Origin of the sequence: Coleofasciculus sp. (assembly GCF_046565525.1) — a bacterium.
Classification (GTDB): Bacteria; Cyanobacteriota; Cyanobacteriia; order Cyanobacteriales; family Coleofasciculaceae; genus Coleofasciculus.
On sequence record NZ_JBKHUP010000059.1, the window covers coordinates 1 to 12,456 of the forward strand.

General features: G+C 46.5%; 11 protein-coding genes. 4 read left to right on the forward strand and 7 right to left on the reverse strand.

Translation table 11 applies throughout. The features are described from left to right. Positions 1 to 437 precede the first annotated feature (437 nt). The 6 genes from ACLGGO_RS20610 to cysS all read right to left on the reverse strand — a co-directional run bounded on the left by ACLGGO_RS20610 (position 438) and on the right by cysS (position 6,142). Positions 438 to 647 (reverse strand): hypothetical protein, encoded by a 210-nt coding sequence (locus ACLGGO_RS20610; protein ID WP_446420712.1) that lies wholly within the window; start codon positions 645 to 647, stop codon positions 438 to 440. Positions 648 to 933: 286 nt separating this feature from the next. After that, positions 934 to 1,305, reverse strand: a complete 372-nt coding sequence (locus ACLGGO_RS20615; RefSeq protein WP_446420713.1) for a group I truncated hemoglobin — start codon at positions 1,303 to 1,305, stop codon at positions 934 to 936. Between the two features lie 263 nt (positions 1,306 to 1,568). Next, the gene (locus ACLGGO_RS20620; protein ID WP_446420714.1) at positions 1,569 to 2,954 is read right to left on the reverse strand and encodes a mechanosensitive ion channel family protein; all 1,386 of its coding nucleotides are present in this window, start codon (positions 2,952 to 2,954) and stop codon (positions 1,569 to 1,571) included. A 384-nt stretch (positions 2,955 to 3,338) separates the two neighbouring features. After that, a complete protein-coding gene (locus ACLGGO_RS20625; RefSeq protein WP_446420715.1) occupies positions 3,339 to 4,292 on the reverse strand; it encodes a PQQ-dependent sugar dehydrogenase in 954 nt (317 codons plus the stop codon). Continuing rightward, on the reverse strand, positions 4,285 to 4,494 hold the full coding sequence (locus ACLGGO_RS20630; RefSeq protein ID WP_446420716.1) for a hypothetical protein: 210 nt from the start codon (positions 4,492 to 4,494) through the stop codon (positions 4,285 to 4,287). The genes ACLGGO_RS20625 and ACLGGO_RS20630 overlap by 8 nt, the downstream gene beginning before the upstream one ends. Positions 4,495 to 4,693: 199 nt before the next feature. Then, positions 4,694 to 6,142, reverse strand: coding sequence for a cysteine--tRNA ligase (gene cysS / locus ACLGGO_RS20635; RefSeq protein WP_446420717.1), 1,449 nt, complete (start codon positions 6,140 to 6,142; stop codon positions 4,694 to 4,696). A gap of 286 nt (positions 6,143 to 6,428) precedes the next feature. On the opposite strand from cysS, the gene ACLGGO_RS20640 reads away from it, so the two are divergent. Together ACLGGO_RS20640 and ACLGGO_RS20645 are read left to right on the forward strand one after the other, a co-directional pair. Further along, on the forward strand, positions 6,429 to 7,646 hold the full coding sequence (locus tag ACLGGO_RS20640) for an RNA-guided endonuclease InsQ/TnpB family protein (protein ID WP_446420718.1): 1,218 nt from the start codon (positions 6,429 to 6,431) through the stop codon (positions 7,644 to 7,646). A gap of 98 nt (positions 7,647 to 7,744) precedes the next feature. After that, positions 7,745 to 8,848: a CobW family GTP-binding protein gene (locus ACLGGO_RS20645; RefSeq protein WP_446420719.1), complete on the forward strand. Its 1,104-nt coding sequence runs from the start codon at positions 7,745 to 7,747 to the stop codon at positions 8,846 to 8,848. 207 nt (positions 8,849 to 9,055) lie between these two features. Here ACLGGO_RS20645 and ACLGGO_RS20650 read toward each other — a convergent pair whose 3' ends face one another. Beyond that, on the reverse strand, positions 9,056 to 10,798 hold the full coding sequence (locus ACLGGO_RS20650) for a protein kinase domain-containing protein (protein WP_446420720.1): 1,743 nt from the start codon (positions 10,796 to 10,798) through the stop codon (positions 9,056 to 9,058). Between the two features lie 15 nt (positions 10,799 to 10,813). Between ACLGGO_RS20650 and ACLGGO_RS20655 the strand changes: the two genes are divergently transcribed. Then, positions 10,814 to 10,954, forward strand: a complete 141-nt coding sequence (locus ACLGGO_RS20655; protein ID WP_446335176.1) for a hypothetical protein — start codon at positions 10,814 to 10,816, stop codon at positions 10,952 to 10,954. Between the two features lie 75 nt (positions 10,955 to 11,029). Beyond that, on the forward strand, positions 11,030 to 12,376 hold the full coding sequence (locus tag ACLGGO_RS20660) for a 16S rRNA (cytosine(967)-C(5))-methyltransferase (RefSeq protein WP_446420721.1): 1,347 nt from the start codon (positions 11,030 to 11,032) through the stop codon (positions 12,374 to 12,376). Positions 12,377 to 12,456 lie beyond the last annotated feature (80 nt).

Genomic DNA, 12,456 nt, shown 5'->3' on the forward strand with positions numbered 1-12,456 from the left:
TTGGTCATCTACGTCCCTCCGATGACCCGCCTCATATCCCACGCTTAAAAGACGTGGGTTTTACGGCGCTTCTATAAAAATCGCTAAACATCAGTACCAGTAAGCCTTTCAGAAATTGCGCGGCTGAAATTTAGGCAGAGTCACCTTCAACCGCTTATCTAGAGAGCGATTCAGCCATTTTTCCGCATCCCCTAAAAAAAACACCTACCCATCCGCGCTATCAGCCCAAAATCTCGTGTCATCTCGAAGGGGTTCACCGCCGATGCATTCAACCTTTCCTTGACAACAGTCACAGCGGAAATCAAAGGCAATGCTATCCTAATCTGAATGTCACGCTCCTCGTATTCTGGTGGGCAATGCCCACCCTACAGTATATCCAAGGTTTTAGCGATCGCGCGATGCAAATTTTCACCGCCATTGATCCTAGTCTAGCTTAATCACCGGATGCAGACACCAGACGCGATCGCCACCTGGCATACTGGGAATCGGTCAAACTGCACTCCAACACACTCTACTGCATCCACTGCCCCATACCCACCACTTGACAAGAAACCGTAGGGGCGCATGGCGTGCGCCCATAAAATCGACAAATCAGATTTATCTTTGGCTTTCGATGTTTGAGTCTCTGGAAAAAGTGACAGTTGCATTCGATTGATCAGCTAGGCTAATTTTGATGTCGTGCTGTTAGTGTAAAGCCAATCAATTTACAGTGAAAGTTACCGGGTTGGAGATATTACTTTTCAAGTTTCTCAGCTAACCTAGTTTTTCACGGGAAGTCTAGAAACCTGAATAGGGGCGGGTTTAGTCACATCTGGGTGCAACCAAAAAGATGGTCGTGAAACCCGCCCCTACACAATCAATACTCACGTTGTGCCACATACCGTAAAAAGTCAGCTTAGTTAACCCCTTTAGTTCAGTGATATTCAACTCCTCTTACTTGTGCAAAACAGCCTCTTTCAATGTTGAGATGCGCTCAAGTACGCTGTTGATTTCCTCTTGTGTGAGTCCATATTCAGCCAGTGATTCAGCCAAGTGATTGGCAATCGCTTCAAAATGTTCGGCTTGTAAGTCTAATCCAGCGTGAGCTCTTTCCATTGAGCGTCCACTGTATTGATTCGGACCCCCCAACGCATGGGAAACAAAAGCGGTTTGATGACGCCGTTGCTTTTCCATATCGGTGTGAGCAAAAAAGTCATTAACGATGTCGTCTGCTAAAACGCGCTTATAAAAATCATCCACAATTTGAGCAACAACTGGCTGTCCACCTAGCTTTTCGTATAAGTTGAGGGTTGGTGATGTAGGCATATTCCTTTCTGAAACTTAGCAATTTCTATTAGGTATTCTATCTCGGTATTGAATGAGGTTACGTCTCTCTAGAGTACAGCAATAGCCGAGTGACCTCTCTGCCTTAAGTTGGATTAAAAGAACTATTCTTATATTAATTTAAAAAAATAAAAAAGTCCAAATTAAATAGAGACATGATATGCATGTCTCTAAAATCTGGAAATAAAAGGCTTTTCTAATGCTGTCTTGGGTATCATTCCCCCCGAAAAACCCAAAGTAATCCTTTATCCGTTGGCTGAGTTTTGATGAGGAAGAACTAACTCGGAGTTAGAATTACCGGATTGAGAATTACCCGTTGTATCCGTTGGTAGAGGAGAATTGCGGAACATTAATGTATAGATATCAGTGGGCATTTCGATATTTGCCTGTTGCAGTGCTTCTTTTATACTTTGACTGACTTGAGATGTCATCGTCAAAAACCCTAATCGCCGTGAATCAACCCAAAAGCGTACTTCCAGATTCACCGTACTCGCCGCTAACTCCATTACTAAAATTTCGGGAGGCGGTTCTTTTTCTAACCCTGGAAGTGAGGCGAGAGTCGTTTTAATCACCTGTTTTGCCTGGGCAATATCGGCATCATAGTCAATACCAACCATAACTGAACTACGACGACGCGGTGAAGCCGTATTATTAATAATACTGGCAGAAAATACTTCTTGATTCGGAATATAAACTAACCGCCCATCATAGGTTCTCATCGTGGTTGCTCGGAGGTCAATCTGCGTAATCGTACCCTCATAATCACTAATCACCACCTGATCATTAATACCAAAAGGTCGAGCCGCAAGTAAAATGACTCCAGAGATATAATTACTCAAAACATCTTTGAGACTGAAACCAATCGCCACACTGGTGAGTCCCAACGCCCCTAATAAGGCACCAAAGTCTAGTCCCAAAACCCCTAGGGCAATGACTGAACCCAGTACCCAGACTCCACCATAGCCCAAGCGTCCAATCAGAATTTCTGTACTGCGATCGCCTTCCGTTTGTTGCGCCCAACTAAAGCCAATAAACCGCACCCCTTTCGCCACTCCCCAGGTAATCCCAACCACAACCAGCGCCCCTAATAAAGAAGGGAGATTCGTTATAATATCGCGTAAAAGTTGCCGTACTGTTCCATAAAGACGCTGTCCCACATCAATTGCTAGGGGCGGTTTTTTAATTGCCTGCTCCAGTTGTTCTGCCCATCTTTCGGCTAAGGCTTCAACAGACAAACCAAAATCTTGGGCATCTTGCTGAGTAACAGTCATTAATACTCGGTTATTCAATCGCAACGTTGCCACTTGGCGAGGGTCATCTGGATTCACTGTCACCTGTCCCAAAGTTTCCGATTGTGCCAAAAGACTATTAATCCGCCGATTGATAATTTTTGCCCGTTCTCTTGCACCAAAATCCGCAAGGCTACCCACTTGGAAAACAGGTTTACCTCGAACTAAAATATCGGAAAAATAGACTTCACTATCAGGATTATCAAGGGGTGAATTCGCGGACGCTGGTATAGGAACCATCTCGTCTTGGGCGACACTCCGGTGAGGACTAGCCAGGAAAAGAAATCCAGTAGCAAAGACGACAAGGGTGAATCGACGTGAACCGTTAAGGAGGATTTTCATGAATGGTCAGTTTTCAGCGTTTTGAACAGATTTAGCCAAAACAGATTACATGACCCATCCCTCGTTTGACTTCTAGCTACAGACAGGGAATCTGAAGGTTCGACTTCAGATTCCCTGTCTATAGCGTAGGGTGGGCATTGCCCACCAGCCTCATCTGATCGCATTTAATTTGATAAGGCAATCTAAGCTATCAAAGGGTTTCAGGATCTAAATTATTGGATTTAGCTGCATAGCAGCTTACCAAGTTGCATTCAAAGATATAACGTTCTCTCCCCCTGCTTCCCCTGCCTCCCCTGCCTCCCTGCTTTTCCTATGTACTATGTTTGAGCACAACTCGGTATGAGCGTGCCATGCAGCTTAACATCACTGTTAACCAAGCTGTGTCTAAGGATTGCTGCTGGTGATGCGAAGAATTTTATCTTTCTCAGGGGGGCAGTTCCCGCGTCCGTCGCAGTTACTCGTGGTAACATAAAGCTCACCATCAGGTCCCATAACCACTTCTCTAAGCCGACCGAACTCATTTTGAAAATACACCTCGTGACTCTGAACCTGATAGGGAGACTGTGGCTCGAAGGTAACGCGATGCAGGTGGGAAGCACCCAAGACACCCATTAACAGACTACCCCGCCACTGTGCGATCGCGTCCCCCGTATAAATGGCGGCTCCACCTGGAGGTACAGCTTCCTCCCAACTCAGAGAAGGAGGTATCATCCCTTCTTGATCTTGACAACCGTAGATAGGGGGCCAGCCGAGGTTAGCACCCGCACTGGCGACGCTAACTTCATCATGTCCGCTTCTACCCAGTTCGCCACTCGGTCCATGATCAGTTATGGCTAGGGTTGATGAGTCAAACCAGTCAAATCCCTCAGTATTACGAACACCGATAATATAGGCAGGATTGCCAGGAAAGGGATTATCCTCTGGAACCTGTCCCTCTGGAGTCACCCGCAGAATTTTTCCCGCAAGGCTGTTGACATCTTGGGAATTTTGAGGATTTCTGGCATCGCCAGTGCCGATATAGAGCATTCCATCAGGTCCCAAGCGCAAACGCCCGCCATTATGGAAGCGGGCGACGGGAATATTATCAACAATGATTTTATCGGGTGAGGCACTCGTGCCATCGGCTGATAACTGCCATCGCTCAACCAGATTGACCGATGATCCGTTGCGGTCGGCGGTGTAGTAAATATAAAATAGGCGATTACTGGCAAACTCAGGATGAGGCGCGATACCCAGTAATCCCCCTTCTCCCCTAGCGGTTACGGGAACAATGGCGACAGGTTCACTCTGGAGTTGCCCATCCCGCACCAGTCGAATCCGCCCAGGGCGTTCAGTCACCGGAAATAAAGGGTCTGAAGCCCCGTCCTTCTAGGACGGCTTTTATCCGGATAAACACCCCAGGATAGTATGATACAATGCAGTTGGCTTGCGGCGGCAAAGTCGAAGTCAACTTATCAGGTACGCCGGGACTCGGCGGAACCCAAACCGCAAAGGTTTGAAACGCCCAGCCCTGAATCGACAGGGTGTTAGGAGATAACACGATGCCCTAGATGGCGAATATCGTGTGCCTGGGAACCCGTTTACCGGGATATATGGAACGAAATTTCCATAGAATCTCCCTTCTTCTAGGAGGGAGAGCGTCAATCAGGGTTATTGTTTCAAAACCATTGAGCAAATCCGTCCCTCCTAGGGAGGATTAGCCATACAAATCCTGATCTGGCAACTACTCTGGTAAGGATTTAATTCCGATGCCAACGAGTGACACCACCGGGTTGATCAATCAGCGTAATCCCTTGGGCTTTCAGTTCATCCCGGATGCGATCGCCTTCCCCAAAATCCTTCCGTTTCCGCGCCTCGGTACGTTGCTGAATCAGCGCCTCAACCTCTGTATCACTTAACCCACTCGTCGATTCCTGACTGATTTCCTCCCCTTGCGCCTCAAGTCCAAACACCTGCGCCAGTTCCACCAATGTATGCCATTGTGCTTCTAATTCCTGGGGCGATGTCCGGGTTTTCCCTTCATGCACCAAAATATTCCCCTCACGCCCCAACTCTTTTGCCAGTTCAAATAATACAGCTAACCCCTCCGCAAAATTGAAATCATCATCCACAGCGGCTTGGAAGCGTTCTACTACAGAATTTTGCCGTTTATCAGAGTCTTGCCACCCCAGTTGTTTGCCATACTGATCACCAAAGAGCAATCCATCTTTCAACGTATGCCAACCATTCGTCGCCGCCGCCAAAGCATCATCCGTAAAATCTAAGGGCTTGCGATACTGTGCCTGGAGGACAAACAGCCGCACCGCCATCGGATCAGTGGGGCGATCGAGTAAATCCCGAATGGTGATAAAATTACCCAAAGATTTAGACATCTTTTCCCCATTCACAATCACCATCCCCGTATGTAACCAGTAACGCGCCAAAGGTTGACCTGTCACCGCTTCCGACTGGGCAATTTCATTCTCGTGGTGCGGAAAAATTAAATCCGATCCCCCCGCATGAATATCAATCGTTTCACCCAGATTGTCCCGAATCATCGCGGAACACTCAATATGCCATCCGGGACGTCCCGACCCCCAAGGGGATTCCCAGGCAGGTTCTCCGGGCTTAGAACCCTTCCACAGGGCAAAATCAAAAGCGTCTTTTTTCTTCGCCGCCTCTGAATCCTCTACCTCAACTCGCCCACTAGCCCCCGCTTGCAACTCATCTAACTTGCGTCCAGACAACTTACCATACTGATCAAAACGACGCACGGCATAATAAACATCTCCGGCGGCGGGGTAGGCGTAATTTTTTTGTTCTAAATCAGAAATGAGCCGTTTAATCCCATCCAGACAATGCGTCGCCCGGGGATAAGCATCCGCATCGTCCACATTCAGCCGCGCCATATCCTCAAAATACGCCTGAATAAAGCGTTCAGAGACGGCTTCCATCGATGTCCCCTCTTGTCGCGCCCGATTCAGGATTTTATCGTCAATATCGGTAAAATTCTGCACGTAGTTCACATCATAGCCGCGCCATTGTAGATAACGACGGGCAGTATCCCAGATAATGCAGGTTCTAGCATGACCCAAATGGCAATAGTCATAGGTGGTGATGCCGCAGCAATACATCCGCACCTTATCAGTCTCTATCGGGGAAAACGGTTCTTTGCGACGAGTCAGTGTATTGTACAGGGTTAGGGTCATGGCAAAAGAACAGTAAACTCAGTTGGGAACAGATACGCAATAATGAGAAAGGATTGGCATATCCAGCGTACAGCTTGATGTCTTATTGAATCACACCTGTACGGTATCTTCCTATCGTAACGTGGGGGGAGAGGGGGAGCTATAGAACCCCATCCTCAACGCAACGAAGTGGAGTAGGGTGGGGATGCCTTCACTCCCCCAAGTAAAAAGCAGATATTCAATATGCCTGCTTTTTACAATCTCTCCCGTCAGATGCTAGGATATCCGACATAGATTTTAAGTGACCATGCTAGTATTCGAGGCAAAATTACGAGGAACAGACGAGCAATACGCCATCTTAGACGAGATGATTCGTACTGCGCGTTTTGTGCGTAATTCCTGCCTTAGATACTGGATGGATAACAAAGGTCTCAATAAGTACGACCTCAATAAATATTGCCGAGTACTCAGAGAACAATTTGAATGGTGCAAAAAACTTTCAGCTCAAGCTTGTCAAGGGTCTGCTGAAAGGGCTTGGAGTACCATAGCTCGGTTCTTTAATAATTGCAAAAAAAAGGTTCCAGGCAAGAAAGGATTCCCCAAATTTAAGAAACATCAAATTCATGGCTCAGTCGAGTACAAAGTTGATGGGTGGGTGTTATCGGATGACCGATTAACCATTACATTTAGGGATGGATTTAAAGCTGGAACTTTTAGGATGTGGGGAACTCGTGACTTGCACTTTTATCAAAAAGAGCAGATTAAACGAGTACGTGTTGTGCGTCGGGCTGATGGATATTATATCCAGTTTTCCATCAACCAAGAACGAACCGAAAAACACGAACCCACTAATCGGATGGTAGGGATAGATGTTGGTTTAAACCATTTCTACACTGACTCTGATGGCAACAAAGTAGAGAACCCTAAATTTTTGAGAAAGGCGGAAAAAGCCTTAAAACGCGCACACAAACGTGTTTCTCGTAAGACTAAGGGTTCCAAAAATCGTCTTAAAGCCATTAAGCGGTTAGGTAAAACGCATCTCAAGGTATCAAGGCGGCGTAAAGACTTTGCGGTAAAGACCGCAAGGGCGCTTGTTCAGTCGGCAGACTTGGTAGCCATTGAAAACCTAAAAGTACGCAATATGGTCAAAAATCACCATCTAGCCAAATCAATATCTGATGCTAGTTGGACATTGTTTAGGCAATGGTTGGAGTATTTTGGAAAAGTATTTGACGTACCAGTGATTGCTGTTGCGCCTCATTACACTTCTCAGGATTGCTCCAATTGCGGACAAGAAGTCAAGAAAACCTTGTCCACTCGCACTCATCAATGCCTACATTGCGGATATATTAATGACCGAGACACCAACGCCGCCATCAATATTTTGATGAAAGCGTTGCGAGGTCTTGCACAACTACCGTCGGGCAGACGGAAAGTTACGCCTGGGGATGAGATGACCCCCTGCTCTTGTGGGGAAACCCAAAGGAGTAAGGTTGCTCGACGAGCCAGGAAACCCCATCAGTAATGATGGGAATCCCTACCCTCAGCAGATCCTTTGCAGGCTCAGGAGGGTGGGGAGGATGTCAAATTCTGACGTTTAAAGACAGTTCAACATAGCGCCTTATGCAATCAATCACAACTCAGTCTGCATCCGACCCAACCTTGGACGCTCCGAAACATGGCTTACCTGTGACGATTATTACAGGATTTCTCGGTAGCGGCAAAACTACGCTGCTTAATCATATCTTGAGCAACCAAGAAGGTGTCAAGACTGCCGTTTTAGTCAATGAGTTTGGGGAAATCGGCATTGATAATGAACTCATTGTTACCACCGGGGATGACATGGTGGAACTGAGTAATGGTTGTATTTGCTGCACCATTAATGAAGATTTAGTCAATGCCGTTTACAAGGTGCTCGAACGAGAAGACAAGGTGGATTATCTGGTGGTAGAAACCACAGGATTAGCAGATCCCCTACCCGTCGCCCTCACGTTTCTGGGAACAGAACTGCGAGACATGACTCGCCTAGATTCAATTGTCACAACGGTAGACTGTGAGAATTTTAGTTTAGATCTATTCAATAGCGAAGCGGCATATAGCCAAATTGCTTACGGCGATATCATTCTACTCAATAAAATCGACTTAGTTGATGAAGGTGATGTAGACGCCTTAGAGGTAAGAATTCGCGAAATTAAAGAAGGGGCGAGGATTATTCGCACCACTCAATCCCAAGTGCCATTACCGCTGATTTTAAGTGTAGGATTGTTTGAGTCAGACCGGTATTTTGATGAGTCGTCGGAGCATGACCATGATCATCACGAGCATGAGCATCACCATGACCATGATTGTGAGCATGAGCATCACGAGCATGAGCATCACCACGATCATGATCACTCCCATCACTTAGAAAATGATGGGTTTACCTCGATTTCCTTCCAGAGTGATAAACCTTTCAATATTCGGAAGTTTCAATATTTCCTGGACAATCAACTGACAACGAATATTTTCCGGGCTAAGGGAATTCTCTGGTTTAATGAAAGTCCAAATCGCCACATTTTCCACCTCAGTGGTAAGCGGTTTAACATTGAAGATGATCGGTGGAAAGGGGAGAAGAAAAATCAATTGGTGCTGATTGGTCAAGATTTAGACCATGATAAGTTGTACCAGCAGCTTGAAAATTGTCTCTGTTTACCCTCAGAAAATCGCGGTAAGGGATTTGGCAAATAAGGTGTTCTGTCGGGGTTGGTTTTGAAGCAGGCAACGCCTGGTAGAGACGTTGTATGCAACGTCTCTACAACAGTTCGCTTGTCTTAATCGATGTGTATACTGCTATCCTCAAAAAGCCCCCCTTTTGAAGGGGGGTTGGGGGGATATAAACTGTCGCAACCAACGCAAAAATCCCCAATACCTCATCCAAATTCAAAACCATTTTGCTTAGGGTTTAATCAAGCGTCGCTTTTTCGCCGACTGATTGTAATACTCCAGTTGTTTTCTCCGTTGCAGGTAAGGATTAATCAGAATATTAACCAAGGCTAAACTGCTGCCAACCGTCGATACCAATAGCCAAAAATTAACAAAACCTAAATTATAGCCAACCCCTAAACTCAGACCAAACCCAGTCATTAATAGTGAACTCGTCAGGGCAATTTTGGGGCTAAAGCCTCGATCCCGATAATTTTTAATCACTGCTCCCGCTGTAAATCCGATGATTAAACCCACTAAACCGACTAATGCAACTAAAAATGTCCCTATAAACCAAGACACAAATAGAGCAAAAACCATCATCATCCCCAGGATAGATAATGCTATTTTAGTAATCGGTACTCCCCTCACTCCTAGCCCACTGAGTACAGCACCGCCAATAAATGCGGCGATAAACCCAGTACCAATCCAATACCCTAATATCGGAATTTTGGCGATAAAAAAGGTAACAAATCCTGACAAAATCCCGGTTCCTATCCCAGATAGTCCTAAAAGAAGTCCTAGGGATATCCAAGGCGGTTTGGGTAAGGCTAAAAAATTAGTATTAACCTTCAGTTCAAAACTATAAGTTTCGGGAACAGCATTGGTTTGTAATAAGATGCGGCGGTTGTAGGTTTGATTTGCCATCAACCTGTTGGTATCCACCGTGATTCTACAATCAACCTGATTTCCCTGAAACTTACTCGGTTCAAAGGTAATCCAAAGATGTTTGTTTTGTTTCCTGAAACTTGGATCACTGGGATGGGGAGCGACTTCCCAAGTGCCTTCTAACACCGTTTCGGGAATGGAATTATCAAGGGTAACAATTTGTGTCAGTTTTTCCCCAATATGGGTTGTTGTGAATTCTAGTATCTCTGGGCTGAATTTCACCTCTGGCGTGCGGATCAAATCGATGGGCTTGAGTGCTTCTAGCGCCGCCGCTGCATTGATATAGCGATCGCGTGCTTTCGGTTGCACCATTTTCTCCAACCAAGTCACAAACCGGAGGCTGAGTTGGGGAAGCAGATGTTGAAAATGAATTTGTCCCTCTTCGTTAATCAGGGTATCCATGGCTATGGATTTTGTCCCCGTCAGCAAACTGATTAGAGTTGCACCTAATCCATACAGATCTGTGGCTTCCGTCAGTTTATGGTTGTATATCTGTTCTGGTGCCATAAACCCAAATGTCCCCGCCGCAACGCTACTCATGGCTACGTTACTACCCCCCACCCGCGCTAACCCAAAATCCACCAGATAAACATTGAGTTGCTCATCGACTAAAAGATTTTCGGGTTTGATATCGCGGTGAATCACCACAGGAAGCCGACGTTGCAGGTAAACCAGGATTTCTAGGGTGGCGATGGCGATTTGCTTGACTTGCTCCGGTTCAAAACTCCGGGGTATGGCTAACGATTGCGCTTTTTTGTACTCCTGGATCATACAAAATCCGGCTTTGGTTTCAAAGGAATCCAGATATCGGGGAATACCGACGTGATCGAGTCCCTGCAAGAGTTGGATTTCTCGTTGATAGGCTTTGAAACCTGACCAATCTGAACCCGCCTGAGCAAACAAAAATCGCTTAATCACAACGGGTTGCTGGGTTTTATTATCCTTTGCCAAGTAGGTGATGCGTCCACCAGCACGATTTCGCCCTAGTTCTCGCATCTTATGATAGCGAGGGCGGGGAGTTGATGGTGTGGGTGAGGACTTGTTCATGATTCCTGGGATGACGTGACGATAACTAGACGGTCACAGGAGTTAAGGTTATATCGTCATTGTGGCTTGTTTTCAAATGCGATCGCTATTGTCGAAGCCACCGGAGACGCGATCGCACTTGCTCTTTTAAATTTAGAACCTTTGTACTACAATTAAGATGTGGCAACCCTGGAGCCTTCTGTCTTCTTATACTAGACTGTCCCATCGTTAATGACAGTGCTTCAAGTGATTATGGCAAATCCTCGCCAACTTGCATTCCTCGCCCTACGAGATGTCCACAGCCACGGTGCATTTACAGATATTGCATTAGATCGAGTGCTTCGTAACGCTACTCTCAACCGTGCCGATCGCGCTTTGTTAACTGATTTAGTCTATGGTACTACCAGACAAGCCCGCACCCTTGATGCCTTAATTGACCAACTGGGTAAGAAAAAAGCCCACCAGCAGCCCCCTGACTTGCGCCTAATTCTGCATCTGGGCTTATACCAATTACGCTATCTGCAACGCATTCCCCCTTACTCCGCCGTTAATACCAGCGTAGAGCTGGCTAAAGCCAATCAATTAAAAGGATTAGCTGGGGTAGTTAATGGGGTGCTGCGACAGTACGCACGTCTGAAATCCAATCCCCAATCCTATGATCCCTTGCAGTTACCCCCCCACCCCATCCAGCGCCTGGGTACTCTCTATAGTTTTCCCGACTGGATAATCGAAGTGTGGTTAAATCAACTGGGAATCGAGGAAACAGAAGCCCTTTGCCAATGGTTCAACCAACCACCAACCCTTGACTTGCGGATCAATCCCTTGAAAGCTTCTATCGATACTGTAGAAACAGCGATGCAAGCCGCAGGTGTTCAAGTTCAGCGCCTTCCCCAGCTTCCCCAAGCCTTACGCCTAAAAGGAAGTACAGGTTCAATACAAAAGCTTCCTGGATTCAACGAGGGATGGTGGACAATTCAAGATAGTAGCGCTCAACTCGTGAGTCATTTACTCAATCCCCAACCGAATGATGTTGTCATTGACGCCTGTGCTGCTCCGGGAGGGAAAACAACCCATCTGGCTGAACTTATGTGCGATCGCGGTACAATCTGGGCATGTGATCAAGCCGCTTCTCGCCTGAAAAAACTCCAAGCCAATACCCAACGGCTACAATTACAATCCATTCAAATCTGCACAGGCGATAGCCGCGATTTCCCCCAATTTACCCAGACAGCCGATGCTGTCTTACTCGACGCCCCCTGTTCTGGCTTAGGGACACTGCACCGTCGCCCTGATATCCGTTGGCGTTGTACTCCAGCCAGAGTTCAGGAACTTTCTGTACTGCAAGGCGAACTATTAACTCATACAGCTACCTGGGTTAAACCTGGAGGCGTGCTAGTTTACGCCACCTGTACCTTGCATACCCAGGAAAATGAAGCCGTGATTCAAGCCTTTCTGGAACGTCATCCCCACTGGTGTACCGATGCACCCCCGCCGACACTCTCCGCTTTTTCTACCCCTCAAGGCGGGCTGAAAGTCTTACCCCATCAGCATCAGATGGATGGCTTTTTTATGGTGAGATTGAAGAATATAGGAGATTAGCCTTATGTCTTATGTCCTTTGTCCTTTGTTATGGATAGCCATTCCCTGTTTCCTGCTCATTAGTAAAGATTAGAACGTCT

Coding starts and splice junctions, on each gene's coding strand:
- ACLGGO_RS20650 (WP_446420720.1), bottom strand. CDS start 10,798: ATGAACAAGTCCTCACCCACACCATCAACTCCCCGCCCTCGCTATCAT.
- ACLGGO_RS20660 (WP_446420721.1), top strand. CDS start 11,030: ATGGCAAATCCTCGCCAACTTGCATTCCTCGCCCTACGAGATGTCCAC.
- ACLGGO_RS20620 (WP_446420714.1), bottom strand. CDS start 2,954: ATGAAAATCCTCCTTAACGGTTCACGTCGATTCACCCTTGTCGTCTTT.
- cysS (WP_446420717.1), bottom strand. CDS start 6,142: ATGACCCTAACCCTGTACAATACACTGACTCGTCGCAAAGAACCGTTT.
- ACLGGO_RS20610 (WP_446420712.1), bottom strand. CDS start 647: ATGCAACTGTCACTTTTTCCAGAGACTCAAACATCGAAAGCCAAAGAT.
- ACLGGO_RS20615 (WP_446420713.1), bottom strand. CDS start 1,305: ATGCCTACATCACCAACCCTCAACTTATACGAAAAGCTAGGTGGACAG.
- ACLGGO_RS20645 (WP_446420719.1), top strand. CDS start 7,745: ATGCAATCAATCACAACTCAGTCTGCATCCGACCCAACCTTGGACGCT.
- ACLGGO_RS20640 (WP_446420718.1), top strand. CDS start 6,429: ATGCTAGTATTCGAGGCAAAATTACGAGGAACAGACGAGCAATACGCC.